Annotated in this window: 23 protein-coding genes and 1 tRNA gene; 7 read left to right on the forward strand and 17 right to left on the reverse strand. The window is 46.9% G+C overall.

Translation table 11 applies throughout. The features are described from left to right. Nucleotides 1–295 precede the first annotated feature (295 nt). The 4 genes from J7I83_RS03440 to J7I83_RS03455 form a co-directional block, all read right to left on the reverse strand. Nucleotides 296–748: a GtrA family protein gene (locus J7I83_RS03440; RefSeq protein ID WP_215099285.1), complete on the reverse strand. Its 453-nt coding sequence runs from the start codon at nt 746–748 to the stop codon at nt 296–298. Nucleotides 749–784: 36 nt separating this feature from the next. Further along, nucleotides 785–1,924 (reverse strand): glycosyltransferase family 4 protein, encoded by a 1,140-nt coding sequence (locus J7I83_RS03445; protein WP_215099286.1) that lies wholly within the window; start codon nt 1,922–1,924, stop codon nt 785–787. Between the two features lie 43 nt (nt 1,925–1,967). Continuing rightward, on the reverse strand, nt 1,968–3,116 hold the full coding sequence (locus J7I83_RS03450) for an NAD-dependent epimerase/dehydratase family protein (RefSeq protein WP_215099287.1): 1,149 nt from the start codon (nt 3,114–3,116) through the stop codon (nt 1,968–1,970). Nucleotides 3,117–3,379: 263 nt separating this feature from the next. Beyond that, the gene (locus J7I83_RS03455) at nt 3,380–4,117 is read right to left on the reverse strand and encodes a hypothetical protein (RefSeq protein WP_215099288.1); all 738 of its coding nucleotides are present in this window, start codon (nt 4,115–4,117) and stop codon (nt 3,380–3,382) included. Nucleotides 4,118–4,208: 91 nt separating this feature from the next. Here J7I83_RS03455 and J7I83_RS03460 point away from each other — a divergent pair, with 91 nt between their 5' ends. Next, complete coding sequence (locus J7I83_RS03460) at nt 4,209–4,739, forward strand: hypothetical protein (protein WP_215099289.1); 531 nt, start codon at nt 4,209–4,211, stop codon at nt 4,737–4,739. Between the two features lie 118 nt (nt 4,740–4,857). Here J7I83_RS03460 and J7I83_RS03465 read toward each other — a convergent pair whose 3' ends face one another. Then, nucleotides 4,858–7,617: a YfhO family protein gene (locus J7I83_RS03465; RefSeq protein ID WP_215099290.1), complete on the reverse strand. Its 2,760-nt coding sequence runs from the start codon at nt 7,615–7,617 to the stop codon at nt 4,858–4,860. A gap of 229 nt (nt 7,618–7,846) precedes the next feature. On the opposite strand from J7I83_RS03465, the gene J7I83_RS03470 reads away from it, so the two are divergent. Further along, a complete protein-coding gene (locus tag J7I83_RS03470; RefSeq protein ID WP_285228668.1) occupies nt 7,847–8,251 on the forward strand; it encodes a DinB family protein in 405 nt (134 codons plus the stop codon). Between the two features lie 20 nt (nt 8,252–8,271). Here the strand turns inward: J7I83_RS03470 and J7I83_RS03475 are convergent, their stop codons facing one another. From J7I83_RS03475 to J7I83_RS03505, 7 genes are all read right to left on the reverse strand, one after another. Beyond that, nucleotides 8,272–8,907, reverse strand: coding sequence for a polysaccharide deacetylase family protein (locus tag J7I83_RS03475; protein WP_353048221.1), 636 nt, complete (start codon nt 8,905–8,907; stop codon nt 8,272–8,274). Nucleotides 8,908–8,967: 60 nt separating this feature from the next. Next, nucleotides 8,968–9,738, reverse strand: coding sequence for a phosphonate ABC transporter ATP-binding protein (gene phnC / locus J7I83_RS03480; protein WP_215099292.1), 771 nt, complete (start codon nt 9,736–9,738; stop codon nt 8,968–8,970). Nucleotides 9,739–9,750: 12 nt separating this feature from the next. Continuing rightward, nucleotides 9,751–10,506 carry a phosphonate ABC transporter, permease protein PhnE gene (gene phnE, locus J7I83_RS03485; protein WP_215099293.1) on the reverse strand — a complete coding sequence of 252 codons (756 nt, stop codon included), beginning with the start codon at nt 10,504–10,506 and terminating at the stop codon, nt 9,751–9,753. Between the two features lie 12 nt (nt 10,507–10,518). Then, nucleotides 10,519–11,421, reverse strand: a complete 903-nt coding sequence (gene phnD, locus J7I83_RS03490; protein ID WP_215099294.1) for a phosphate/phosphite/phosphonate ABC transporter substrate-binding protein — start codon at nt 11,419–11,421, stop codon at nt 10,519–10,521. Between the two features lie 121 nt (nt 11,422–11,542). After that, nucleotides 11,543–12,592 (reverse strand): selenide, water dikinase SelD, encoded by a 1,050-nt coding sequence (gene selD / locus J7I83_RS03495; RefSeq protein ID WP_215099295.1) that lies wholly within the window; start codon nt 12,590–12,592, stop codon nt 11,543–11,545. 52 nt (nt 12,593–12,644) lie between these two features. Further along, complete coding sequence (locus J7I83_RS03500) at nt 12,645–13,640, reverse strand: glycosyltransferase (RefSeq protein ID WP_215099296.1); 996 nt, start codon at nt 13,638–13,640, stop codon at nt 12,645–12,647. 740 nt (nt 13,641–14,380) lie between these two features. Beyond that, nucleotides 14,381–14,477: transfer RNA gene (locus J7I83_RS03505), tRNA-Sec, on the reverse strand. A gap of 160 nt (nt 14,478–14,637) precedes the next feature. Here J7I83_RS03505 and selB point away from each other — a divergent pair. Genes selB through J7I83_RS03520 form a run of 3 tightly spaced genes read left to right on the forward strand, consistent with a single transcriptional unit; the run spans nt 14,638 to nt 19,101 of the window. After that, nucleotides 14,638–16,542, forward strand: coding sequence for a selenocysteine-specific translation elongation factor (gene selB / locus J7I83_RS03510; protein ID WP_215099359.1), 1,905 nt, complete (start codon nt 14,638–14,640; stop codon nt 16,540–16,542). Continuing rightward, nucleotides 16,539–17,942 carry an L-seryl-tRNA(Sec) selenium transferase gene (selA, locus tag J7I83_RS03515; protein ID WP_215099297.1) on the forward strand — a complete coding sequence of 468 codons (1,404 nt, stop codon included), beginning with the start codon at nt 16,539–16,541 and terminating at the stop codon, nt 17,940–17,942. The genes selB and selA overlap by 4 nt, the downstream gene beginning before the upstream one ends. 16 nt (nt 17,943–17,958) lie before the next feature. After that, nucleotides 17,959–19,101 (forward strand): glycerate kinase, encoded by a 1,143-nt coding sequence (locus J7I83_RS03520; RefSeq protein WP_215099298.1) that lies wholly within the window; start codon nt 17,959–17,961, stop codon nt 19,099–19,101. Between the two features lie 52 nt (nt 19,102–19,153). Here the strand turns inward: J7I83_RS03520 and J7I83_RS03525 are convergent, their stop codons facing one another. Then, a complete protein-coding gene (locus J7I83_RS03525; protein ID WP_251047429.1) occupies nt 19,154–19,693 on the reverse strand; it encodes a hypothetical protein in 540 nt (179 codons plus the stop codon). Between the two features lie 233 nt (nt 19,694–19,926). Between J7I83_RS03525 and J7I83_RS03530 the strand changes: the two genes are divergently transcribed. After that, nucleotides 19,927–21,219, forward strand: a complete 1,293-nt coding sequence (locus J7I83_RS03530) for an MFS transporter (RefSeq protein ID WP_251047430.1) — start codon at nt 19,927–19,929, stop codon at nt 21,217–21,219. A gap of 40 nt (nt 21,220–21,259) precedes the next feature. Continuing rightward, a complete protein-coding gene (locus J7I83_RS17960) occupies nt 21,260–21,391 on the forward strand; it encodes a hypothetical protein (protein WP_285228669.1) in 132 nt (43 codons plus the stop codon). A gap of 123 nt (nt 21,392–21,514) precedes the next feature. Here the strand turns inward: J7I83_RS17960 and J7I83_RS03535 are convergent, their stop codons facing one another. From J7I83_RS03535 to J7I83_RS03550, 4 genes are all read right to left on the reverse strand, one after another. Then, a complete protein-coding gene (locus tag J7I83_RS03535) occupies nt 21,515–22,231 on the reverse strand; it encodes a 3-ketoacyl-ACP reductase (protein WP_215099300.1) in 717 nt (238 codons plus the stop codon). 173 nt (nt 22,232–22,404) lie between these two features. Further along, nucleotides 22,405–23,391 carry an ABC transporter substrate-binding protein gene (locus J7I83_RS03540; protein WP_215099301.1) on the reverse strand — a complete coding sequence of 329 codons (987 nt, stop codon included), beginning with the start codon at nt 23,389–23,391 and terminating at the stop codon, nt 22,405–22,407. A gap of 278 nt (nt 23,392–23,669) precedes the next feature. Continuing rightward, nucleotides 23,670–24,425 carry an ABC transporter permease gene (locus tag J7I83_RS03545; RefSeq protein ID WP_215099302.1) on the reverse strand — a complete coding sequence of 252 codons (756 nt, stop codon included), beginning with the start codon at nt 24,423–24,425 and terminating at the stop codon, nt 23,670–23,672. Next, complete coding sequence (locus J7I83_RS03550) at nt 24,409–25,197, reverse strand: ABC transporter ATP-binding protein (protein ID WP_215099303.1); 789 nt, start codon at nt 25,195–25,197, stop codon at nt 24,409–24,411. Before J7I83_RS03550 ends, J7I83_RS03545 begins: the two co-directional genes overlap by 17 nt. Nucleotides 25,198–25,405: the final 208 nt, after the last annotated feature.

Genomic DNA, 25,405 nt, shown 5'->3' on the forward strand with positions numbered 1-25,405 from the left:
TTAAGAGAAGAAAAAAAGCTTTCCAAGCGAAGTTTTTTTATTTGAGTTGTTCATTGCTCGGCTCTATATTTATAGACTACTATGGTTGTGCAATTTTGACTAGCTAATTTAAACTAAAGAACTATATTAATTGAACTTAAGAGCTTACTTTTTACCTGTAGCGTTAGTAGCAAAGCCTTTGCGAGGTTTGTGGATGCTGGAGAAAAAGTACTGGCTGAAAATGAACAAAATCTTTATTCAACATAAAAACCCCGCTCATCCCTAATTTTTTGATGAGTGGGGTTTGTTAGGTGACTTATTGCTGATTTCGGTGTGGTTTGTCTTTAAAGACGAGATATTTGATCATAAAGAAACTGGCTGAAAACGAAGCGAACATCGCCAGCCCTTTAGCCAGGTTATGGCGAATCCAAGCAGGCATGCCGATGGATTGAAACAGCAGATTGAAAGCCAGGAAAACTCCGTTGTTGATCAGCAGGCTGAACAGTCCTTGCACGAAAAATCCGAAACGCTGCTTGGAGCTGCCTTTAGCCGTGTGCCGAAAGGTAATCATTGAATTCCAAATATAGCTATTGCTCACTGCCAGACAATAGGCAATGGTATTGAAAAGCGTTAAGGTTCCACTATGATCGGTCGGATGTACCAGCAACAGCAGATTAAGTGATCCGATATCCACAGCCGCATTGGAAATGCCAATTACGGTAAATTGAAGGGTTTGGACAGGAGCCCGAGATTTTCCGCCGTTCTCCATGACATCCCACCTGTTCTCCGGGAATTCCGGCCATTCTTATTCAGCAGCCTGTAAGGGTTCGACTGCCTTGTCCTCGGCTACCTGGCTGTACAAATCCCGGATTTGTTCTGCGGCAGCAGCCCAGCCCAATTCAGCTACGTCAACGGTTGCCTGCTGTGCCAGTTGTTGGCGAAAGCTGGCGTTTTCCAGCTGCAGGATGGTGTTTTTGAAGCTTTCCGGATCTTGTGAATCATACAGCAGCCCGTTTCTGCGATCTGTAACCTGTTCTTTTGTCGGCCCGCTTTCCGCTGCAACTACCGGCAATCCCGAAGCCATCGCTTCCATAATGACCAAGCCTAAGGTTTCGGTGGTAGAAGGGAAGACGAACACGTCTGCTGAAGCGAAAGCTGAAGCCAGTTCATCTCCATAGATAAAACCGGTAAATACTGTGTCTGTCTTCATAAAATGCTTTTCCAGTTCTTTGCGATGAGGGCCGTCTCCGACAATTGCCAGGCAAAATTGATCCGAAGCTGTTAAGACATCCCGAATTTTTTCGATTTCTTTTTCAGCAGCCAAGCGGCCGACATAAAGAAGAAGGATTTTATCCTTATGTCCCCCGGATAACCGGGTCCGCATACCAGCTGAGGAATGTCTCGGATGAAATTGTACCGTATCAACTCCGCGTCTCCACACCTGCATCCGCTCAAACCCCTTTTCTGTCAATTCTTCCAGAACCGTATGGGAAGTACACAAATTCAGGTCTGCCTGATTGTGCAGCTTTTTTATGAACCACCACACGAGCCAGTCAAACTTACCGAATTTGTAATAGGCCATATATTGAGGGATGTTGGTATGATAGGACGCGACCAAAGGGATCCCGAGCTTTTTGGCGTAAGTAACGCCTGAATAGCCGACAACCGCTGGGTTGACGACATGAACAACATGGGGATTAAAGTCGGCCATGTATTTTTTGATGATGCGGTTTGGAAGAGCAAACTTTCTGGAGCGATAAAATGGAAAAGTATAGGCAGGAACACCTTTGACGATAGCTCCGTCAAATTCCTTAACCCCCAGATCGGGTGCGATAACTTGAACTTCGTGGCCATCCTTGTGAAGCCAACGGATACAGGCAGTCAGTCTCGTAACAACGCCATCAGTAGAAGGCAAAAAAGTCTCAGTGACGATCATGATCTTCATAGAAAAAGCTCCCTCCCGTAAATTTCGGTTCGGCAACCGCCGCTTATTTCCACGTAACGGTTGGCAGGACATTTTCTTTGATGACACGATCTTTATGTGCGATGACTGTCTTTAAGATATTGCGTATAACATCGTCTGTCAGCATATGGGGTTTTAATCCAAGATCAAGTAAATTGGTATTGACGGCTTCGTAGAAATGCTCTTCCTTTTCAACCCGTGGGTTTTCCAGGTGGATGAGCCCAACCGACAAGCCTTCTTCAGCCGCTACATTTCGGACCATTTCAGCCAGTTCCATTACTGAAAATTCTTCTGTAAACTGGTTGAACACGCGAAACTCACCGGGATCAGCGGGAGTTTCAGCCGCAATTTCGATGCAACGCACTGTATCCTCGATACTCAGGAAGGCGCGGGTTTGGCCGCCTTTTCCATAAACCGTTAAATCGTGGCCAATGGCTGATTGGATGATGAACCGGTTCAACGCAGTGCCAAACACCGAATCGTAATCCAGCCGGTTTGCCAGAATCGGATCGAGCTCGGTTTCTTTTGTTGAAAGCCCGTACACAACACCCTGATTCAAATCGGTTGCGCGAATTCCCCAAACCCTGCAGGCGAACATGATGTTATGGCTATCATGGACTTTGGAGAGATGATAATAAGAACCGGGTTGCTTGGGGAAGGGCAAGCGATCTTTACGGCCTTTGTGTTCGACATCCAAATAGCCTTCTTCAATCCGGATGTTGGGTGTTCCATATTCACCCATGGTTCCAAGTTTGATCAAGTGGCAATCCGGAACAATGTCCTTTATGCCATAGAGAACATTAAGTGTCCCGACAACGTTATTGACCTGCGTGTATATGGCATGTTCCCGGTCAATCATGGAGTACGGGGCAGAGCGCTGTTCGGCAAAATGGACGAATGCCTCAGGCTGTTCTTTTTCAAGAACGTTTTTCAGGAAATCAAAGTTCTGCAAATCGCCCTCGTATGTACGTATTTCATTGCCGGTCAGTTCCTTCCATTTAGCTACTCGTTCTTCGAGGCCGGCAATTGGTGTAATTGAATTCGAGCCCAGTTCTTCGTCAATATGTCTTCTGACCATGCTGTCGATAATGGAAATATCATGTCCTTTTTGAGATAAATACAAGGCAGTGGGCCAACCACAAAATCCGTCTCCACCTGCTACAATAATTTTCATCAAAAATTCCCCCATTCAGGCGATTTGTCTGACATCAACTATTTCTCTGTCTACTTTGGTATTCCTTCTTAATTCAAACCAATTTTCCGTAATAGTGCATATATCTTTAGTACCGCTTTAAGGCGAAAAATAAACCTGTAGTTGAAATAGTAAGAGTTTTTCACTTTTTATCTAGAGAAATGAAATAAAAGATGCGTGAATTTTAAGAAGTCATCAGCGAAGCCTCCAACTCACTGGCGAATGACAGATCCCGATATGGCTCTTTACAGAATAAGCTGAAGCAGGATCGTGATAAACAAAATTCCCGCAATAAAAGAAGGATAGCTACTGTTCTTCTCAGCCGGCAATTCATCATTTAAAATGTTCAGTACCACACCGCCAGTGAGAAAGGCGGAAAAGAAAGCAATATTCAAATCAGTAGTTTCAGTGAAGTTATAGATAAGCCAGCCGATTAAAACTGAGAAAGCCAATGCCCAACGGCCGATGTTTGTGTATAAATCTTCATGGGTTAAATGCAGCACCCGGTTATTGGCGATAAAGTGAAAAGAAAAGACGATAAAATATATAATATAATCTGCGATGTTTTCACCGCTTAAATCAACCAGCAAATATCCAATCAGTACGTTATATAAGGCGAAACCGAAAATTTCAAGAGCGAATACCGGTTTGCTTGGCCGGGTGATGTTTTTTTCCTGTTCATTTTTTTTCTGTGATTTTTCGTTCATTTGGTTGATGCCATAGAAAAAGGCGATGCCGGCAAGTGTCATCAAGTAAGTGACATAATCGAGATTCTCAAGCCAATTCGGCAATTGAGATTCTTCGGCGACTTCCTGATAATGGGTCAGTTCAGGAACCAGATGCAGGAAGACATAAGCGATTGAGCCTCCGGATACAAACGACATCAGCCTGTCCTTTGGTTTGCGATCAAGAAACTTGATATAATTTGTAAAAATGTGAACAATCATAAATCCAATAATGATTGCCAGACTCAAGTAGAACATCTCGACACCTCCTGTATCAGTTAAAAGGAGTATACCCGAATCTAGTTTCTTTAATGAAAAAAATCACAAAAAACGTCTCCGGAAGATTATTTTGGATATAGATAAGTTACTCGCATCGAGATGGCCCATACTTAGCGTAGAAAGCAGATACATTCAAGAACTTTGCTGTAAAAAGGACATCAACAATGAAGTATATGAGGCATTTGAAAAGTCCTTGGATCGGCAGGAAGAAGTGATCGTCAATAATGCGCGTTCAACGATGCTCTATTTACAAGGAAAGCTGATCCGGGCATGGAGACGTTTTAGAGGACAAAACCTCAAAGAAGAAGAAACGCGTCTGGTTGAATTTCAGGTGGGGCGTGAAATTCAGTTGGAAGCCCTTCAGGCGGCCTTGTTTGGTTTAGAGGAGTACGCTGGGAAATACGAGCCGAAAGCAATCATGGAAGCGGTCATCTCGGACTACAGGCAGATGGTCAGCCGACTGAAAAAACCAGAAACCTTGTCTAATGAGAAATACGAATTGCAAAAAGAGGAATTGCATATCATTGTCATGGATATGGGACGACCGGAAATTTATAAGACGTACAGAGCCGGGAATATTACAAGAGAGCAGGTAAAATAGCTGAGACGCTATATCCATTACATTGAAAGTGTTACCTTGCACGATGCGAGTGAATGAGAAAAGCTGGTATCACCCCAGGTGAACGATTGATCTCTTAAAACAGCGGAAAAAGACTCTTTTAAGACGGAGTCCTTTTCCGCTGCTTTTGCAGGTAAAAGAAAGCCAGCAGCAAACAGGTGATGGAAAAAGCCAGTGACACATGGAAATAGGGAGGCCGATAGGTAAGTTCGATACGGTTGCTTCCAGGATCGGCAGGCAATGCAATAAAAGCGTAATTAGCTTCCAGCACTTCAGCGGTTTTGCCGTTCACTTTTGCCCTCCAGCCAATTTCATAAGGAATAGGCATGACTAAAAAGCGGGCATTTTCGTCGTTCATATATTCGGTTTTAAAGCTGCTGCCATTCCATTCGACACCGGAACTGCGGTCTCTTTCCGCAGCTTGTGCAGCCAATACCTCATAATTTTCCTCATAAATTGCCAGTTCGGTCAGTTCGTACCGGCCTGCGGGCACACGGATGCGGACGATTTCTTCGGCTGGTATGCGGATGGTCAAGTCATCTGCAAATGTTTTATAGACAGACTGATTGGATTTACGGGAAGTCTCATATGCATTTAATGCCAAAGGGAAAAGGCCATCAGGTGATTGTTTTATCAGATGAAAAGAAATATACAAGTCGTCTTCGGCATTAAAGGTTTTATCTAACAGAAGATCGATGCCGCCGGAATCCCCCGTGACCGTCAATATCCCATTTTCAAAGCTTGCCTGCTCGGTGCGGATGATAAACGGCAGAGGCGGCTGTGCAGGGGGCAGGGGCAAAGCGTTTTTAGGGTTTTTCAGCACAACCCCTGTCAGCATAGCGTGTTCCCGCTGCAGCACTGATTCTCCTGCAAGTGAATATTCGCTATACACAGCATCAGCTGCTCGAACGAATGGCAGCAAATGCTGATTTTCGAAAACCGAGTAGTTGACAGAACTGAACACTTGATCAAATCCTGAAGGGACATTGGGGTCATCATTTTTAGAAATAGTGTACTTGGCCTGCAGCAGGCTATGTAAATTTGTCCGATTGCCAAGTGTCGCATAGCGGCTGACACTTTCACGGCCCATATCAACTTCCAAATCATAGAGGTAGAACTCCAGTATTCCTTTGTTTAAGATACTGGAGTACGCGCTCACTCCCCGGAAATCCTGTACGATGGGGGTGTTGTTGCGGATGCCTTCCATCCAATCGACACGATAAAAGAGATCCTCTTCCTGGAGGCGGATTGAATCGAGGAGCCTGTTAATTTCAGGGTCATCGTAATCTGCTCCGGTGATGTATTGCTCAGTGACCGATTGTGTATTTCCGCTGCCCACGAGCAGTACGTATTGAAATCCATTGACTGAAAAAATCAGAGTGACGATGATGAAAGCTGCGGCTATCGCTTCCTGTGACCGGTCGCGGACAGCTCGGACCAGAAGGATGGCGGTAAATAAAACGGTCCCTACAATCGAAAGAAATAAAGGAATTTGAACGGTCGTGCCTTCGACGACCAAAGCGAGCACAAGCTGTACCGCACTTGCCAGAATCCCAGCAAGGAGCAGTCCGATTGCCAGTGCCTGGCCGATTTTTGAGTCTTTCTGCACAGCGAGGACATACAAAATATAAATGAGCAATGCGGTACTGAAAAACAATAAGAGAAGATGTTGCGGAACACCAATCGTGGGATCGATAAAGGCAAAAGCTGCATAAGCTAACAATGCCAGTACGCCAGCAGGAATAAGGTGAGTGGCCTTCAAGCTCGACAAGCTGCTGTATCCGGCAGCGACTGCACCACCTGCCGCAAACGAAATAAAGTATTCCCAGCGATTCTGCGGCGCTGAAAAGCCGTTGAAAACACTGGCGATTTTGGGGCTGTAATGAAACACAATGCCCAATAGGACGAGCAGGACAAAAAACTGAAATAGACGGTTGCGAAAGAGTGGAGGAGCGAATAGCAGGATGACGAATACGGCGGGCAAAACAATAAAGCTGCTGGTGAACAGGACATTGTCCAGCCAGAAAAACCAGGGGATTTCATGCTGATAGGCTGGACGGTGGTTGTTGAAGAATGCATAGACAGCAGGGATAAACACCACGGCACTTATGCCGGCACCGATAAATCCGCTGACCAGAAACTTGCGTAAAGCGGACCATCTCTGCGTTTCATTTTCAGTCAAAGGGATAAACAGCCGCACGAGGATATAAAGGGTCATAAGCAGAAAGTTGGCATAGGCAAAATAGAAGTTATCGATCATCGATAAAGCAACCGCAAACAAGAACCAGCCGGCGCGGTTTTCGCGAAATACCTTTTCAACTCCAAGCACGAGAAGCGGCAGCCATAGATAGGCATCCGCAAAAAACTCCCAGTACACAGCGTGCCGGAAATACATGCCCGAAAGGCCGTATACGGCAGTGCCAAGCAAGGCAGGAACCGGTTTGAAATTAAAATAACGAAAAACATGATAGGCAATAAAAAATACCACAGCTAATCGGATGATATTGATGAACACTGCTGAACGAGCCCAAAATAATGGATCTGGTTCTGCAATCAGGTTGGTCGATTCAAGAAGGAAGACAACTGCAGTCGTCAGAATAAAGACAATGGATGTAGAGAAATAATAGGATAACTCGCTGTAAATGCCGCTGCCTAAGCCGAAAAAAGTAGAATAGAAAAATTCCCCCTCAGTGTAATGCTTGTAGAGAAGCGTTTTAAATGGCAACATTTGTGACAGTCCATCATTCGGACCAAGCATGAAACGATCATTAGACCATTCCCTTACATAGATGGCATGTGCACAAGTACTCAACAAAAGGAAAAAAACAATAAGTTTCCATGCAGAAAAAATACTTCTCATAAGACACCGCCTTTGTCGATGGCAATAGATAAACTCTCAGTTTCAGGAATAGCTGGATGGTTTTTCTCAATTTTACCTGTTTCAGAAAGGATTTTGTACTTTTTTGTTGAATCTTTAATAATATGTGAAGGAGGGATAGATGATGATCAATCGCTATTTACAGAACGGACTTCAAGGAAAGTATGCACATTACCAGACGGACATGGTGTTTAATGGGCTGAGCTAGGAGATGGCAGGGGAGAAACCAGGGGAGAAACCAGAGGGCAGCCACCACTCAGTTTGGGAACTCCTGTTTCACATGAATTACTGGCAGGAATTCATTTTGGCTGAGCTGCGGGAAGAGGAACCAGAAAGCCCTCAGGATTTTTCAGAGTCCTGGCCAGGTTCCCCGTTTCCTTCAAATGAACAGCAATACAAAGAGACGGTAAGCCAATTTTTAAAAGGTTTGGGGCAAGCGGTGCAGCAAGCTTCAAAAGATTCACTGGAAGAGGGACTTGGCGGAAGAAAAAGAACGCCGGCCGATTTGCTGATGGTGCTCATCAATCATAATAGCTATCATGCCGGGCAGGTCGTATATGCACGCCGTCTAATCAGTGCCTGGCCACCATCCGATGGTGATGAAAGCGACGAATAACTTTTATAGAAACAAAAAAATCAGCACCGGTTTCCCGGTGCTGATTTTTTTGTTTCTTCTTCAGTAGGCAACAGGGAAAAACTGTACCCCTGTTCTTTGATAGCTTTGATCAAGTGAGGCAAAATTGCCACAGTCTGTTCTAATTCATGCAGCAGGATAATGGCACCGTCCTCAAGATTTTCTGTGACGTAACGGATGATTTGGCTGGGGTCGTCTTTCAGCTCCCAGTCCATTGAAGCAATGCGCCACATAACGGTCGTTAAGCCCAGTGCACGGGCGGCTTTTATGGTGTCGCTGTTAAAGCGCCCATATGGAGGGCGGAAAAAGACAACTTGTGTGCCGGTGATTTTTTCGATATGTGCCAGGCTATTCCGTATATCCCTGCACTGTTCTTCGTAGGACAGCTGAACCAGATTGCGGTGCTTTCTTGAATGCGTGCCGATAACATGGCCTTCATCAAGCACACGTTGCCATGGCCGTGCCGGATACAGTAGGCGGGATTGCCAAAAGAACATAGCTGGCACTTTCTGTTGTTTCAGGATGTCCAGAATCTGCGGCAGAACTTTGCTGGGGCCGTCATCAAAACTTAGGACCACGGATTTTTTCTTTTGTGCTTGATGGGCAGTAACGATTTGCGGGTGAGTAGAGTCGTACACGACTCTGGATTGATTTACTGCTCATGGACTTTTAATCATGCAGATCATCTCCTTTCGCTGTTAGATTCCAGCGTCGAAAAATGCGGTTTGCGGATTGGATGTATAGGTCTCACGATATTCAGCATCCTTGAAGTCTTCCGGTGAGCCATCAAAGATGAGCTTCCCGTCTTTCAAGGCCAGAATGCGGCTGGCATAGCGTTTGGCCAATTCAATATCGTGGACATTGATGATGGTCAACAGATTCAGCCGTTCGTGCATTTCCTTCAGTAGGGTGAAGATGTGGTTGGAAGTTCCGGGATCCAGACTGGCGACGGGTTCATCCCCAAGCAACACTTTTGGCTGTTGGGCAAGCGCACGGGCAATGCCGACACGCTGTTTTTGGCCACCGCTCAGCTGTTCAACTTTCCGGTAAGTCATTTCTGACAGGCCGACATCCGCAATGACCCGTTTAGCCAATGCCAACTCATCAGCGGTGAACCAGCCGATCAAGTTCTTAAAAGAAGAGCGGTAACCGAACATGCCGGTCAGGACATTCTGCATGACGCTCAAACGTGGCACCAGGCTGAAATGCTGAAAGATCATGCCGGTTTCCCGTCGTACTTTGCGCAGTTTTTCTTCATTATGGACGGAGATGTCTTTGCCGTCAAAAAAAATTTCTCCATTGGTCGGTTTTTGCAGTCCGTTCAGGCAGCGGATAAAAGTCGATTTTCCTGCACCGCTTTTCCCGAGCACACAGACAAAATCGCCTTTTTCAAGAGACAGGCTGATATCAGTCAGTGCTTCCACTTGTGTATCCGGATAATGTACTGTTAAATTTTTCACTTGAATCATATAGCCACTCCTTTAAATGACACGATTTCGAATGGTGCTGGCCAGAAAGTCGATGGCAATAACCATGATCATAATAATTAAGACATCCAGTGAAACGGAGGAGTATTGAAAGGTTTTAAAGTCATTAAACAGGCGCTGGCCTATTCCACCGCCGCCGATAAAGCCCAGGATGAGCGATGTGCGGATGGCGACTTCAAAACGATAGAAAAATTGGGACAGGACGTTCGGCCAAATTTGCGGAAGAATGCTGAACAGATTAGCCAGCCATTTTTTCGCGCCAACGGCACGCATAGCTTCCTGAGGACCAGGGTCGGCAGCTTCAATCAGTTCTGAGACCAGTTTTCCGAAGACACCGACATTATGGATCATGATGGCAATAACTGCTGGAAAAGGTCCAAGGCCGAGTGTCGTCAATAGGATCAGGCCGATAACGATTTCAGGGACGGAACGCACAAAACTGAGTGCCACACGGGTGAAATGAAAGAGAGACTTGGACGGCGCCGTATTGCGTGCCGCAACGAAGCTGATCGGCAAGGCGATCAATAAACCAAACACACTGCCGAGAAAAGCCATCGCCAAGGTCTCGAACGTATCTTCTACCATGCCTGGAAGCTTGGTAAAGTCCATCGGCCACCATTGGGACAGAAAATCAATCATATTGCGGAAATCCCTGAACTTGGACAGGTCGAATTCCGTAATCCGCATGCTGAAATAAATCAGCACAAGAACGATCAGGACGGTGATGAGATTGCTTTTTTTAAACCACAAGCTTAATCAACTCTATTCTTCAATGATTCCTTGCTTTATAGCGGCCTGTTTGATGCTTTCGTAATCTGCATTGTCAGCTTCTGTAAAGCCGGTAGCGCCAAATGCATCAAGGATTTCAGTATCTTCTATCGCTAAGAACGTTTCGCGCAGTTTTGCGACAGTTTCATCATCTGTGCTTTCGAGCACGGCCCATGGGTATTGGAACAGAGGCTCTGACTCCCAGACGATTTTTAGTTGGTCCCCATCAATCTTCCCCGATTCCAACAGCTGATTGTAAATAGCGCTGTCGATGGCACCTGCATCGACCTGTTTGTTTTGGACAGCGAGTGCAGTTGCATCATGCGATCCGGTAAAGCGGACAGTTTCAAATTGATTTTCCTGTTCAGACTCGTACACTTCGCGGTCCTGCAATTCAATAGAAGGAATCAATGAACCGGAAGTGGAATTTGGGTCACCGAATGCAAATTGGACCTCGCCCGGATTTTCCAATAATTCATCCAAAGAAGCAACGGGATTGTCTGTATGCGTGATGACATAGGAATTATAAAATGGCTCGCCGTCGACCAATTGGGTGATGATGGCTTTGGCATTGCTGTTTGCTTCAGCGATGACATACGTTAGCGGCCCAAGATAGGCCATGTCGATCTGGTCGTAGTTCATTGATTCCACGACACCGTTATAATCGGGATAAACTTCAATTTCGACTTCGCGATCCAACGCTTCGCTCAGGATTGTTTGCAGCTTATCCATTGCAGTTTGCATTTCGCCTTCTGTCTGGGCAGGAATTACACCGATTGTGAAGGGTTCCTCGTTATCGGACGCTGTTGAACTTCCACTTTCAGTTAAATCGCTTCCGCAGGCTGATAAGAACAATGCCAGCAGGAGTACAGAAGTCGTTAAAATCCATTTTTTCAATACGAACACCTCTTTATATTTTTGGTATGCAGCTGACAGTAAAACAAGGACTCCAACAGAGTCCTTGTCCAATGCTTGACTATTGCTGCATTTAAGCTTTTCATTTTTGGGCAGCAATATCTTATATTACTTGAATCCGTCCAGCATTTTCACTGGTCACATTGCCGATGATGGCGGATTGGACATTGTTTTCCTGCAGTTCACGCTGCAACGCATCAGCTTCCGCTTCAGGCACTGAAATCAACAGGCCGCCGGAAGTGACTGCGTCGCATAGGATTAATTGATCAATTTCACTGATGTTCTCAGCGTAATCGATGTCTTTCGCAAGCCACTGGCGATTTTTATGTGTGCCGCCGGGAATGACGTTTTGTTCTGCAAGATCTTTTGCACGAGAAAGAACAGGTACATCCTGGTTAGTTACTGTGACGCCGACGTTTCCGCCTTTGGCGATTTCCATCGTATGGCCAAGAAGGCCAAATCCGGTTACATCTGTGCAAGCGTTGACAGAGTATCTTTCCATTACTTCAGCTGCGGCTTTATTCAAAGTGGCCATGACGTTCATGACTTCATCCAAATCTTCTTTTTCCAGAATGCCTTGTTTGATGGCAGTGGTCAAAATACCGACGCCAATGGGCTTGGTTAAAATAAGGCGGTCTCCCGGTTTTGCTCCAGCATTGGAGCGGATGCGGTCAGGGTGTATGGTGCCTGTAACGGAAAGCCCGAATTTAGGCTCCTGGTCGTCAATCGAATGGCCGCCCACCAAAATGGCGCCAGATTCCTTGACCTTGTCGGAAGCGCCAGCCAATATATCGGCTAAGATGCTTTTATCCAAGGTATTGATTGGGAAAGCGACGATATTCATGACGGTCAATGGTTTGCCGCCCATGGCATAAACATCGCTTAGAGCATTAGCAGCACCGATTTGGCCGAACATATAGGCATCATCCACAATTGGGGTAAAGAAATCCAAAGTCTGGACCAATGCCGTTTCATCATTAATTTTATAAACTCCTGCATCGTCAGCTGTTTCCAGGCCGACCAGCAAGTTTGGATCATCTACATTTTTCGGTAAGTGACGCAGAACCTGCGCCAGGTCCTCAGGACCAATTTTGCAGCCTCAACCGCCTTTTGTAGATAAAGAAGTGAGTCTTACGTTTTCTTTTTCAATCATGTCAATCTCTCCTTTTTTACATTCAAATACTGCTATTCATCGAAAATCCAGTTTATTTTAAGATCTGTCGATAAACCTTCAATAAAGTTTCGGCTTCACGTTCGCTTGAATGATTTCGTCTTACATAAGCTTCCGCGGACTGGCCAATGCTTTGTCTTATTTTGTTATTATTCACGAGCTTTTCGGCATAATCAAGGAATTCGTTCCGGGTTTTATATAATACCCCTGTTTCCCCATCGGAAATTATGGCGCTGTTGCCGGGAATGTCTGAAGCAAGCACCGGCAAAGCGTAGCCCATCGCCTCTAAAATCGTTGCGGGCTGGCCTTCTGACAGGGATGTGTTTAAAACGGCATCGGTCTGGCGATAGACGGCACCCATGATTTCATGCGGTACTTGCCCCAGGTAACAGATCCAATCTTTGTGAAGATTGACAAGTTCCATAACCGTCTCGCCTTCCTCTTCTTCAAGAACAGGGCCGACCAGCCATAGGCGAACCTGAGGGTGGTGCAGGCGGAGCTCCTGAAGCATTAGAATCGCTGCTGGGATATTTTTCACTTTCCGGATGCCTGCCGGCAAGAAGAACAAAAAGCTGTTCGGCTCTTTTGTGAAAGGTGAAACTCCAGATGGAGAAGGCTGGTTGCCTTGAGGCATGACAAGGATTTTATCAGCCAGTTCGGGAATTTCCTTTACCAGCAATCCTTTAGCTTTTTTATCGAACACATGAACAGCTTCGGCTCCATGCAAAGAAGCCAGGACATCGGGTCGTTTATCCGGATTAAAAAGATCCTGATTCAAATCGGTCCCTGTAATGGTGACAATGTAATGCACAGGCTTCTGATCCAGTTTTTGCAGGAACTTATAGAAATTATAGGCATGGAATCCATGAACGATATCAGCAGCTGGAAACGAATGGATGACGCTGTCATCGGTTGTCGATACGATTTTCGTCTCTACACCCAGTTTTTCAAGATTGTCTGCAATGCGTTGAACCGTTATCGTGTTTCCGCGAAGTTGCGGATAATTCGGTGAAGCTAAAACAATTTTCATCTTCTTCATCCTTTGACTCAACAATTTGAAGGTTTATGCTCTCCCGCTAGATTGAATTATCCTAAAACAAAGTAAGTTTGTCACTTAACTCACCTTTCGATGAAGCAAAAAAAAAATGCCGTTGTGGCAATCTTTTTTTGCGCGGAACTTTTGTAAGTGGTGCTTCCGCATTTCTATTGTGTTTAGCTTCGGTGCCTAGCTCCTCGGGGTCTTAAGCCAAACCGGCAATGTGGCAAAAAACGCCACACTGCCAATTCGTCTTAAGCCTGTCGGAGCTGGACAGGCACCTCAGCATTTCTTATTGTCCAGCTTCGGTGCCCAGATTCTAGGGTCATAAGCCGCGCTGGCTGTGCGGCTGAAAACATGCCGCTTCGCCAGTGCGTCTTATGCCCGTCGAGGGGCCGCAGGATGCGGGTCAGCTAACCGTTGCGACAGGAAGTCGCGTTTTTAGGTTAGCATCCTCAGTTGGGTACCTCAGCATTTCTTATTGTCCAGCTTCGGTGCCTAGCTCCTCGGGGTCTTAAGCCAAACCGACTGCGTGGCAAAGAACGCCACACTGCCAATTCGTCTTAAGCCTGTCGGAGCTGGACAGGCACCTCAGCATTTCTTATTGTCCAGCTTCGGTGCCCAGATTCTAGGGTCATAAGCCGCGCTGGCTGTGCGGCTGAAAACATGCCGCTTCGCCAGTGCGTCTTATGCCCGTCGAATCTACATGGGCACCTCAGCATTTCTGTATGTATTGGCGGGATTGTGTGGGAATCGAACCCACCGAGCCTGGCACGCAGGCCCCTCAGGGTTTTGAAGACCCAGGAGGACACCAGTCACCCATCCAACCCCAGGTAATTTCTAGCCGGCCTGTACAAGTTTATACCGAAAAAAAGATCTGCGCAAGAATGCGGCTTGGATAAAACGGTTGAGAGCAGGGCTCAGGCTTGAAAGAGCTTTACCCGAAGACTAAAGTAAAGAGAAAAGCGATTAGAGAAGGCGTGTGAAAAAAATGGAAGAACGGTATTTTACTATCGGCATGGCTGGACACATTGACCATGGCAAAACCAGTTTGACAAAGGCTTTGACCAACGTGGAGACAGACCGGTTAAAAGAGGAAAAGGAGCGGGGCATTTCCATTGAATTGGGCTATGCACCTCTCAATTTAGAAGCCGGTGTCTCTGTTTCGGTTGTCGATGTGCCTGGCCACGAGCGGTTTATTCGCCAGATGATTGCAGGAGTTGCTGGAATCGATCTGGTTATTCTGGTTGTTGCGGCGGATGAAGGAATCATGCCGCAAACCGAGGAACATTTGGAAATTCTGCAGTTTTTAGGGGTGAAACGGTGCATCGTTGCCATTTCAAAAATGGACCGGGTTGATGAAGTGATGCTTGAATTGGTGATGGATGATATTAAAGAGCGGCTGTCCCGGACTGTTTTTCATGAGGCGCCATATGTTACGCTCGACAGCCTGTCCAGAACGGGAATCGATGAATTGAAGAAACTGATCGGGACGGAATTGCAGGCCATGAATTTCCGTGACGCCTACGGTTCATTCCGTTTGCCGATCGATCAGGTGTTTACAATCCAAGGCCAGGGAACGGTCGTCAGAGGAACCGTTTATGAGGGCGTTGTGCGGAAATCGGCTAAACTGCTGCTTTTGCCGGAAGGGGTTCCTGTGAAAGTGAGGCAAATCCAAGTGCATCATGAGGAACGCGAGCAGGCACGTGCCGGGCAACGGACAGCCATCAACCTCGGCGGCATCGAACGGACAGCCGTGAAGCGTGGGGATGTGCTGGTGGATTCGGATCATTTCCTGGTGACGGATACCATTGATGTTGCGTTGCGGGTGATTGGACGGAAGTTTGCTCCCCTTAAACAGCGGACAGCTGTCCGGATTCATATCGGCACCTCTGAAGTGATGGGCAAGATCGTCTTTTTCGACCGTAAGGAGCTGGAGCAGACACCGGACGAAGTGTTATGCCAAATTCGCCTGGATGACAAGATAGTGGTCCGCCGGGGTGACCGTTTTATTTTGCGGCGGCCAAGTCCGATGGAGACAATCGGCGGCGGCTGGGTCATTCAGCCAAACGGCAGCAAGTATCGCTTTGGCTATGAAACCATCGATATGCTTCGCCATCACCAGCAGGGAACGCCACAGGATTTGATCATTGATGCCCTGAACAAATCTATGCTGCTTGAACAGCAGCAATTGATGCAGCAGACTTCGTTGGATGAAATCACGTTGATAGAAACGTTGAAGCAAGGCTTGGCTTCTAATGTCTGGATGGAAATTCCACGCCACGGCTATAGCCTGGGCAAAACCTTCATCAAACTAAAAGATGAATTGCTGGCAAGGCTGCAGCAGTTTCATGAAGATTTCCCGATGCGCATCGGCATGGGCAAGGCCGAGCTGATCCAATCAATGAGCGCTGCCTATCCGCGACCTCTTCTTCAGTACAGCTTAAATTTATTGATGGAACAGAATGAAATCAAGCAATCCGGCCAGTTCGTGGCTTGCGCTTTATTCAGTCCCCATCTTCCTAAGAAATGGCGTGCGCGAATGGAACAGATTGTCGGCACTTTGGAAAAGGATGGTTTCGAGGCAAAGAAATGGGAAGAGTATTTCACCGGCAGCCCTTTGCCGAAGGCGGAAATCGCTGAACTTACCGCTTATTTGGTTGAGAGTGGACAGGCTTATCGCTTGAGGGAAGATACGATCATTCACCATAGTGCTTTTGAACAGGCCCTGAACCAGCTGCGGCAGCAGACAGGCCCATCCTTTGATTTAAAGCAGGCGAAGGACATTCTCAATCTGTCGCGAAAATACATGATTCCGTTTCTGGAGTTGCTGGATGGGCTGAACTATACAAGACGATCAGAAGATCAGCGTCATTGGATGGAGGACAAAACATGAAACAGTATTTGCGGCAGCTGCCGGCAGTTCACGAATTGCAGAAAGATCCACGTTTTGGCAGCTTGAAAACAGCATTCAACCTGAATAGTACGCAGCTGACCGAATTCCTCCAGCGCGAAGTCGGCAATCTACGGCAACGTATGCTGGCAGAAGAGTTGCTGATTGAAGAGGCTGCGCCTGATTTTACAGGACAGCTGTTCGAGTCGGCTGAAACTCAAATCAGGTTGTGGCAGGAAGATCGTTTGGCACGGGTGATCAATGGAACAGGAACCGTGCTGCATACAAATTTGGGGCGGTCCCGTTTAAGCGATGCTGCCATCGCGCATGCCGTAAGAACGGCAGCAAATTACTCCAACTTGGAATATCGTTTAATGGAAGGAAAGCGTGGGTCACGCCATGACATCATCGAAGAGTTATTGATGGAGGCAACGGGAGCGGAAGCGGCGATGGTCGTGAACAATAATGCAGCAGCGGTATTTCTTATTTTAAGTGCATTGGCCAAGCAGCAGGAAGTTATTGTCTCCCGGGGCCAATTAGTCGAGATCGGCGGCTCTTTCCGGGTGTCTTCTATTATGGAAGAAAGCGGCGCACATCTCGTCGAAGTGGGGACAACTAATAAAACCCATTTATTTGATTACGAGCAGGCAGTCGGTGAAGAAACCGCTATGATCATGAAAGTGCATACCAGCAATTTCAAGATGATCGGTTTTACGGAAACGGTGGAGACTTCCGAATTGGCAGAATTGACAGGCAAACACCGTGAAGTCGTTTTTTATGAAGATTTAGGGAGCGGCGCGCTTTATGACTTTAAAAAGCATGGCATCGGTGATGAACCGCTTGTCCGTGAAGTGATCGAAAGCGGCGTCGACCTCATTTCCTTCAGCGGTGATAAGCTGCTGGGCGGTCCACAGGCCGGCTTGATTGCTGGTAAAAAAGAACTGATCGACCGATTGAAAAAGCATCAATTGGCACGTGTCTTGAGGGTCGACAAAATGACGCTGGCAGCGCTGGAAGAAACCTTGAAAAGCTATTTGGGAGGACCTGAAAAGATTGCTGAACTGCCTACTGTCCGGGATATTATCCGTCCGGCTACAGACATCAAAATCCAGGCGCAGTCATTTATCAGTTCTGTGCAATCAAATTCAAAAAATTACCATATCGAACTTCAGGAAAGTACTTCCCAAATAGGTGGCGGCACCATGCCAGGAGTAGAAATCCCGACTTATATTGCAGCGATTGCACACCTAAGTTTGAGTGCAGACCAATTATCGATTCGGCTCAGGCGGGCAAAGCCGGCAATTGTATCGAGGATCCAGGGGGAGCAGGTATGCATTGATTTCCGGACGATCGACCATTCCGAGATGGAAGAGTTGCTGGCAGGATTTTTGGCCAGTGAATAAAAGAGGGGGAGAATCGTTGAAAATCCTGATAGCACCTGACTCATTCAAAGGAAGCATGACAGCGGTACAGGCAGCCCAAGCGATGGCTGAAGGGGTACAGGAGGCATCTCCACAAAGCACCCCGGTTTTAATGCCGGCAGCAGACGGCGGGGAAGGGACCATGACGGCACTGGTTTCGGCAACTGGCGGAAAAATGGTTGAAGCGATTGTTGAAGATCCGCTGGGATGGAAAATCACAGCAAGCTATGGCGTGCTTGGAGACCAAAAAACCTGTGTTGTGGAATTGGCGGAGGCTTCAGGGCTTACTCTTTTGACCGAGGCGGAACGAAATCCTCTGCTTGCTTCAACATACGGGACCGGTGAACTGCTTGCCCATGCGTTGGATGCGGGCTACCGGAAGTTCATCATTGGCCTTGGTGGGAGTGCGACGAATGATGCAGGAATTGGCATGCTGCAAGCATTGGGCATGAAATTCCTGGACGTCCATGGCGTGGAATTGGGGCCAGGGATGGTGGCATTGAATGGGTTATCAAAGATTGATCTTTTTGGATTTGATAAGCGCATCATGGAAAGCCGTTTTTTGATTGCCAGCGATGTTGAAAATCCATTGATCGGCCCTCAAGGGGCATCGGCTGTCTTTGGGCCGCAAAAAGGTGCGACACCTGACATGGTGACGGAGCTGGATAGAGTCTTAACGAATTTCGCCGATATTGTTGAGCGTTTTACCGGTATGGCCCTGCATCATGAAAAAGGAGCAGGTGCTGCCGGTGGCGCAGGAGGGGCATTCCAAGCGTTCTTTTTAGGGGAGATGAGGCGGGGGATTGATCTTGTACTGGAAGCGATGGATTTTGAAGAACAGCTTCTTGATGCTGACCTGGTGTTGACCGGAGAAGGCAAAAGCGATGCCCAGACGCTATCCGGTAAAGCCCCATTCGGCATTGCGGAAGTGGCCAATCGCCACGGGAAACCGGTAGTCCTGATTTCTGGAACAGTCGACAGATCAGACAAAGAAAAGCTAGAGCTATATTTCACGGAAATTCACGCTGTAGCGGATGATGGGATTTCGCCGGAAGAATCCATGGCAAATGCCTATGGATATATGAAAAGAAAAACCAGAAAAGTGATGGAAAGTTACCTGAAGAGGAACAACCTCCAGTAACATGAAAAGGTGAATCGGTTATTTTCCGATTCACCTTTTCATATAGTTGCCGTTATTCATTCAAGGTTGGATGCTCCTTATAGTCGAAAACGATATCGGGCAGGATGGACGGATCGACATTAGCCCAGATCAGTTGATCACGGGTTGCCTTGTCTAATCTAAAGGACATGGCTCTCTTATCCTCTACTTTGTTTTGGCTGTTTTTAACAGGATAAATCCAGAAAAGGGAGATATCGTTGAGTTGCTTGATTTCAGACAAAGGTTCCAATACGGCTAAAGCATCTTGCCACATCTGCTGTTTTGTTGAAATCGTGGTGAATCCTTTATCGGCGTTCAAGTAAATTTTTACATTCCAGCCATCAAGGCTACGGGAAACCGAAATATCGGCAATGCGTTCCTTATTCATATTGCTCTTTTTTCCAATCTGGTCGATGATGATTGCCTGCAGTTCGGTTTTCAAGATTTCCGCTTCGGGCGATTCAGCTTTCCAAAGCCAGCTGCTGGCAGCTAAGAAAACAGCTGCTGCTACTATGAGCCATAGCCAGACGGCAGATCGTTGTGCCGTCTTTTTGTGCATTCCAGTCATGGTCATCGCCACTCCGTTCCTATCATCTTTGCTTTCAGTATAAAGCAAACTCTGGCCGTATAGAAAAACCAGGTTTTATGAGGATTATTTTATCAAGAAACGCCTTTTTTCCAAAAGGCCATGGCTAGCATGCTGAAAAGCGTTATACTGAAAAAAGAATCTGGATTTTTTTTAGGTAAAAGCCTGAAATTCTTCAATCGTTCAATGTGAAGGCGCTTGACATGAAATGGGGAGAGACTATGGGTCAAAACAAAAAACAACAGGCGATGCTGAAGGGCTATATCGATTCACCTGAAAAGGTCAGGGCATTGTACCGGCGGACCCTGTGGATTGTCGTTTTGTCCCAGATTTTCGGAGGGGCAGGACTGGCTGCAGGAGTGACTGTTGGTGCTCTTCTCGCACAGGATATGCTTGGGACGGATCGATTTACAGGCGCACCTGTTGCTTTGTTTACACTGGGATCGGCAGCGGCAGCACTCATCATCGGGCGACTGTCGCAACGTTTCAGCCGGCGAACCGGATTGGCTTCCGGATTTTTTGCAGGCGGAATCGGTGCAATCGGCGTGGTCATAGCGGCCTTATCGAATAATGTGTTTTTGTTGTTTGCCTCCTTGTTGGTCTATGGGGCAGGAACGGCAACGAATTTACAGGCGCGTTATGCGGGCACGGATTTGGCGGATGCAAAACAGCGGGGTACTGCCATCAGCATCGCTTTGGTATCAACCACTTTCGGTGCATTTGCCGGTCCGAATTTGGTCGGAGTCATGGGTAGGTTTGCGGAGTCTATCGGCATTCCGGCTTTAGCTGGCCCTTTTATCTTAGCGGCTGCAGCGTATTTCCTGGCAGGTATGGTGCTGCTGATTTTCCTTCGTCCGGATCCATTGCTGGTATCTAAAGCGATAACCGAGAATCAGCAAGGCCTTGAAGTGAGTACGGCAGAGATGGAACCACTGAACTCTCATATTAATAAAAAAGGGGTCGTACTGGGGGCAACCGTCATGGTGCTGACCCAATTGATCATGTTTGCCATTATGACAATGACGCCTATCCATATGGGGCATTACGGACATGATCTTGGAGACGTTGGGTTAGTCATCAGCATTCATATAGCTGCGATGTACTTGCCGTCCATTGTCACAGGCGTTCTGGTCGATAAGTTAGGACGAATTGTCATGACTATAGCATCCGGAGTGACATTCCTGGCTGCGGGAATTGTAGCGGCATTGGCGCCAAGCGATTCCTTGCTGGTGCTGATTGTCGCACTGGCTTTACTGGGCCTTGGCTGGAATTTCGGATTAATCAGTGGAACCACGCTCATTGTCGATTCGACCCTTCCATCCACACGCGCAAAAACGCAGGGCACCGTTGATGTGCTCGTGGCGCTGGCCGGTGCGACAGGCGGCGGACTTTCAGGAATGGTTATGGCACAGTCCAGTTACGCCGTGATGTCTTTAGGTGGGGGATTTCTTGCACTTGCCCTGATCCCGGTTGTTCTTTGGTCTAAAAAGAAGACTGTTAAGGTGGATATTTGAATTTTTCTCTTGCCTAAGCGGAAAAGGAGGTTGTTTGTCCATGGGATTTCTAGTTACGGCCATTTTGCTGGTCTTTCTTTTTGACTTCGTTAAATTACATAAGCAAAACGATACCTTGATCAAGCAAAATGAACAAGTCATCAAACTCTTGAAAGAAATAAAAGATGAATAGACCGGACTGCAGGATGATTTTTACGCGCTGATCTGTCCGGAGACACGGCCTTCTAGAAATCCAGTTGTCATTTAAAAGAGCTCCGTTCACAAATGTGAACGGAGCTCTTTTATGGATAATTGTTTATGGGTTTGTCGACCAAAGTCCAGCCGATTTCAATAAAACGCGTGGGTGCAGCTTTAATTGGGCAACCATCATTTCAGCGAGATCTTCTGGCTGCATGACTTTGTCAGGATTGCCGTCGGTCAAGTTTTCACCAATTGCCAGGTCAGTGGCAACTGTGCTCGGGGTTAAGGCGCTGACGCGGATATTGTGTTTTCTGACTTCCAGCATCAACGATTCCGTCAATCCCATAACACCAAACTTCGATGCGCTGTAGGCACTTGTTACGGGTGCACCTTTTTGTCCGGCTGTTGATGAAATATTGATGATATCACCTGATTGGCGCTCGATCATTTGTGGCAATACAGCGCGAGTTACGTAATACACACCCATCAGATTCGTATCAATGATTTCTTTGAATTCTTCAGGCGACAGTTCAAGGAACTTGCCGAATTTGCCTATTCCGGCATTGTTAATCAGAATATCAATCGATCCCAACTCGGTGACGATATGTTCGACTGCTGCGTTTACTGCTTCTGGATCAGCTACATCAGCCACGGCAAACACTGTTTTCACACCATACTGCTCTAATTCTGAAGCAGCTTTCTCCAGATTTTCAGCTGTACGTCCAACCAGCCCTACATTTATGCCTTCAGCCGCAAAAGCGATGGCTGTAGCTCGGCCAATTCCTCTCCCAGCTCCTGTAATCAACGCGTTTTTTCCTGTTAAGTTCTGCATTTGAACAGCTCCTTTTATCATGAATCATTTCCATTCATCAGTGTAGCAAAGTCCGGCTAAAAAACCTTCAATGAAGAACTCGGAAAGCTGCTGTCTTTGTTTTTTCCATAGTAACCTCCGTAAATAAGGGAAGAAAAAGACAGCAGAAAAGATTTCTGCTGTCAGTAGAAGCATTAGTCAAGAAATTGCGTATCCGTCAATAACGCGAAATCAGGCTGCTCTTTAAGGAACTTCAAATCGAACGATGAATCGCCGAATGCCTGGATTTCTTCAGGAGAAATGGCAGTATCAAAGATCATATTCTCCCAGGCTCCATCAATAATAGAGGCTTCCAGCTTCTGGCCAGTGATGTCATCGATTGTATTGATGGTGATCTCTTTTGCCTGATCAGGATTTTCAGCGATAAATTCAGTCGCTTCTTTATGTGCATCAACAATTCCTTGAACCATTTCAGGATTTTCTTCAATCAATTTGCTTGAAGTCACCAAAACAGAAGCCGGCAATGTCGTGCCGAAGGAAATTTCATCTGGCTGGATGATGACCTTCGCGCCAGTGTTTTGCTTCAGTACAGATGCCCAAGGTTCAGGTGCGACTGCAACGTCCACTTTTTCAGTAGCGAACATCGCTTCGTATTGAGCCGGATTGCCTGTTTGGTGGAGCATTTCGCCGCCGATGCGGTTTGAAGTGATGTCATGCTCTTTCATGAAGGTTTCAAATTGAACATCGTGTGTGCAGCCAACGCGCGGCGTAATAAACGTCTTGCCTGCAAAATCCTCAATGGATTCAATGCCGCTGCCATTTCGCGCCATGACGACCGTACCGCCGGAAGCGCCGCCAGCAACCATGGTGACGTCTGCCCCATTCGTATAATTGTTCATCGCCGGACCAGGCCCGACAAGCCCGGCATCGATATCACCGGTTTTCAAAGCAGTCATGAAGTCCGCACCGTCAGCAAACGTGACGTAGTCAACAGCTGTGCCGTCTTCCAGATTCTTTTCATACAATGCCTGATCTTTTGCGACCATGGCGGGCACGTGATCCAAATTCGGGAAATAACCGATAGTGACAGAAGATGAATCTTCACCAGCTTCAGGTGATCCGCAGGCAGCCAAGATGCCAACCATAGCGACAGGTGCAATAAGTGAAAAAATACGTTTCATAAGATAAATTCCTCCATTATAAATGCTGATTTTGTAATAGGTAGTTTTCTGCTGGGGATATTCTTTCATTCAACTTATATAATTTGAACTAATGATCTTCGCCTGCTGATATTCCGCAAATCAGCTCCGCTTTCCTGCGGGCTTGCGCCGAACTAACTAGGGCTAAACGCCCGAGTGGATTTCTTGCTATGTCGTTGCATCGCTGCGCTGTTCCCGTGGGAGCCATGCCGAAGCGTTGTATGAAATGATGATTCTTAAGTTCAACTTATATAGCGGTTTTATGTTTCCAGTCCCCAACGCTTGAGGACGTTCTTTTCGATTCGCTGGAAAATCGTCAGGTCGACAATTGCGCCGACAACCCCAATGATGATCATCACGCCGATAACCAGTGACATATTACCGAAATCGGATGCGTAACGCAGCGTGTATCCGAGGCCGGGGCCGGAACTTAGAAGTTCTCCTGCCATCAACGCCCGCCAGGCAAATGCCCACGCCAGACGTGCACCTGTCACGAAATACGGAACAGATGCGGGAATGATCACTTTGATGAACAGGTCCAGCCCATTCGATCCCATCGTCCGTGCAGCCTTGATGAACAAGGGATCGACATTCTTGATGCCGGTACGGACATTGAGGATCATGACGAAAGTTCCGCCCAGAATAACGACGAAAATGATGGAGCCTTCGCCAAGGCCAAACCACATCATTGCCAAAGGCAGCCAGACGATGCTTGGTACGCTTTGCAGCGCCAGCACCAAAGTTCCAAGTGTTTCATCTGCCGTTTTCGAACGAGCCAGCAGGATGCCGACGCCGGTACCGATAATGATAGCGGCAACCAGACCGATCAGCAGCCTGCGGAAACTGGCGACCAAGTCATAGACCAATGTCATATCGGCAAATCCCGCCACCAGCGAGTCGTAGACGCTGACAGGGGAAGGGAGGATGGTTTCATGCCACAGTTCAAAGCGGGAGCCGAGTTCCCAAAAGACAATGAGCGCGGCAAAGAAAATGATGCGTTTAACTGCCGGCTTCATATGCTTGCTCCTCATCTATAACTTTATCGATTTCTGTTTTCAAGAGAGCCATAATCTGCTCTTCCAACGCAGCGATTTCCTGTCGGTGCTGTTCTCGGGGACGTGGAATATCAACTGTGATATCGGTCAAGATAGTTCCGGGCCGCGTGCCCATGACGATGATGCGGTCAGACAGTTTGATCGACTCGGAAATGCTGTGGGTGACAAAGACGATGGTCTTTTTCGTATCGATCCATATTTCTTCGAGCTGGCCATGAAGGCGGCTTCTCGTTTGTTCATCCAATGCACCAAAAGGCTCGTCCATTAACAGAACGGCAGGGTCCATTGCCAGCGACCGGGCAATCGAGACGCGCTGCTGCATGCCTCCGGATAATTCATGGGGATAATGGGAAGGATAATTGCTGAGCTGTACCATTTTCAGGAAATGCAGGGCACGCGCCAGCCCCTCTTTTTTGGACAGTTCTTTGCGCAATGGAAACATGACGTTTTCTGTCACGTTCATCCAAGGAAACAGGGCGGCCTGTTGGAACACCATACCCCGGTCTTTTCCCGGCTTGACGACTTTTTTTCCATCCACAATGATTTCGCCTGAAGTCGAGCTGACAAGTCCGGCGATCATCGACAATAAAGTGGATTTTCCGCAACCGGAAGGACCCAGTATGGAAACGAATTCTCCTTTTTGAATCGATAGGTCGATGTCCTTCAAGACGGTGTTCGGTTTGTTGTTTTTATCGAAATAGACTTTGTTGATTTGTTTGGCTTCAATAAACATTTATGGCCACCGGTAATAAAACCTACCTTTCCTATCGGATAATATTATTAAAGTATAGTAGAATGATAAGGATTGTCAAGATAAGAATGCAGAAAAAACTGTTTTTTTATGGAGTAATATAATTAGATAGTGAATCTCCCGTCAGTCGGCCTTGTTTCAACAGACCCGAAGTCCATAAGATATCGTTGTAATTAAACATAAAAAAATA

This window comes from Planococcus sp. ISL-110 (assembly GCF_018613575.1).
Classification (GTDB): domain Bacteria; phylum Bacillota; class Bacilli; order Bacillales_A; family Planococcaceae; genus Planococcus.